The 509-nt window shown below is 61.7% G+C and carries 1 protein-coding gene; it reads right to left on the reverse strand.

Annotated elements, in window-relative coordinates; translation table 11 throughout:
* A partial coding sequence (locus VQ830_RS28770) for an RHS repeat domain-containing protein (RefSeq protein WP_337271549.1) occupies nt 1-509 on the reverse strand: 509 nt, incomplete at both ends.

The raw sequence follows: 509 nt of genomic DNA on the forward strand, positions 1-509 counted from the left end.
CGGCCGAGGCTGTCCCGCCGGAAGGCGATCTGCGTGTCGCCAGCCGTCATGCGCTCGACCGCCCCTAGGGGATCGCGAACATAGTCCGTCAGCGTTCCGCCAATCCCGGTGATTTCGCGCAGGATGCGGTTGCCCATGGCGTCACGCTTCGACTTGATGCGCTTGCCATTCAGCGTTTCGCCGATGATGCGCCCATTGCGATCCCGCTCGAACTCGACAAGCGCCGCCTTGTTCTCCGCACCGGTCAGGAGACCGCGCCCGTCATACCAGAAGCGGGTAACGTCCTCTGGCTCACCTTTCGGAGTAAAGCTTTCGATCCGCTTGATCAGGCCGGACTTGTCATAGGCATAGGCAAGTTTGGCGCCATCAGGCTTGATCGTCTCGATCACCTGTCCTGCCGGATCGCGGGCATAGCGCCAGAGGCGACCATCGAAGTCTTCTTCCGCAACCACACGGCCGGCTGCATCTCGCTCATAGCTATAGACGCGGCCTGCTGCATTGGTCACAGA

This window comes from Oryzifoliimicrobium ureilyticum (assembly GCF_037199735.1).
GTDB classification, from domain to species: domain Bacteria; phylum Pseudomonadota; class Alphaproteobacteria; order Rhizobiales; family Rhizobiaceae; genus Rhizobium; species Rhizobium ureilyticus.